The sequence below is a fragment of the Oceanobacillus salinisoli genome (genome assembly GCF_009733865.1).
GTDB lineage: Bacteria > Bacillota > Bacilli > Bacillales > Amphibacillaceae > Oceanobacillus > Oceanobacillus salinisoli.
On the sequence record NZ_WOFB01000065.1, the window covers coordinates 1 to 1,310 of the forward strand.

At 34.4% G+C, this 1,310-nt stretch carries 2 protein-coding genes; both read left to right on the forward strand.

Annotation, left to right across the window (positions count from 1 at the left end; all coding sequences use genetic code 11):
• The first annotated feature begins 80 nt into the window (after positions 1 to 80).
• Complete coding sequence (locus GMJ66_RS20295) at positions 81 to 395, forward strand: transposase (protein ID WP_156292125.1); 315 nt, start codon at positions 81 to 83, stop codon at positions 393 to 395.
• Complete coding sequence (locus tag GMJ66_RS20300; RefSeq protein ID WP_156292126.1) at positions 392 to 1,276, forward strand: IS3 family transposase; 885 nt, start codon at positions 392 to 394, stop codon at positions 1,274 to 1,276. Before GMJ66_RS20295 ends, GMJ66_RS20300 begins: the two co-directional genes overlap by 4 nt.
• Positions 1,277 to 1,310: the final 34 nt, after the last annotated feature.

Below are 1,310 nucleotides of genomic sequence, written 5' to 3' on the forward strand. Positions count from 1 at the left end.
ACAGTGAACGCCCCCCTTATAATGGACAAATAGGATATAATGAAAATACGTCATAGTGGACTTAATGGGGGGAGAATTTGATGGGGAAAAATCAAAGAAAGGCACATCACAGTGTCGAATTTAAATTGAAAGTTGTTCAGGATATTTTAGAAAATAATCGAAGTGTGGCTCAAGTAGCTGAAGAAATTGGTGTACACCGAGATACTGTTAATAATTGGCGTAAAGCTTATCTTTTAAATGGTAAAGAGGGATTAATAAATTCACGTTCCGTAAATCAAACCAAAAAAGCCAAAGAAAACAAAGAGATTCAAGAACTGAAAAAACAGTTAAAAGAAAAAGAATTGGAGAATGAGATTTTAAAAAAGTTCCAGGCCTTTCTCAAAGAGAACGAATAAGCAAGAAGTACGAGGCTATCTCTTTTTTGAGGAAGGATAAAAAATATTCTGTTGTTCTATTGTGTCGTGTAATAGGTGTATCTAAAAGTGGTTATTATGCCTATTTGAACCGTGAAAAAAGACCTGTATCGAAAGAGGATAAGAAACTATTAAAACTTATTAAACATGTTTATAGAGTTAACAGGGGGACTTATGGTGCAAAACGTATCTCAAAAGAACTGAAATCAAAAGGTACTATTGTGAATCATAAAAAAGTAGCTCGTATGATGCGTGAAGCTAACTTAAAAGCGAAAGTAAGATGTAAAAAAACGACCAAAGAAGGGAAATCTAGCTCAGCTGGTTTTGTATACGAAAATCACTTAGAACGAGATTTTGATGCGGATCATCCAAATCAGAAGTGGGTAACCGATATGACGGAACTATGGGTAGAAACCCGAAAGATCTATATCTCTGCCGTTATGGATTTGTTTAACCGTGAGATTATTGCTTTTGTCATGTCAGATAGTCCAAATCTACAGTTAATTAAAGATACAATAGAAGAAGCACGAAAAAAGCGAAAGTTAAAGACATTGGAGGGCGTGCTTATCCATAGTGACCAGGGAAGCGTTTATAGATCACTTATGTACAACAACTTGAGTAAGGAACTGAAATTTACTCCTAGTATGTCTAGAAAGGCTAATTGTTGGGATAATGCAGTAATTGAAAGCTTTTTCTCCCAGCTTAAAACGGAATTCCCTTGTTTCTATCCTAATTACTCAAGAAAGTCTTATAAGCATGATTTACTATCCTATATTAAACGATTTAATGAGAAACGAATCCAAAAGAAGCTCGGATTCATTTCTCCAAAAACATATTATTTACAATACAAAAAGGGTGCCTAATTGCCGAATTTTTTATTGTCTATTTTTAGGGGGG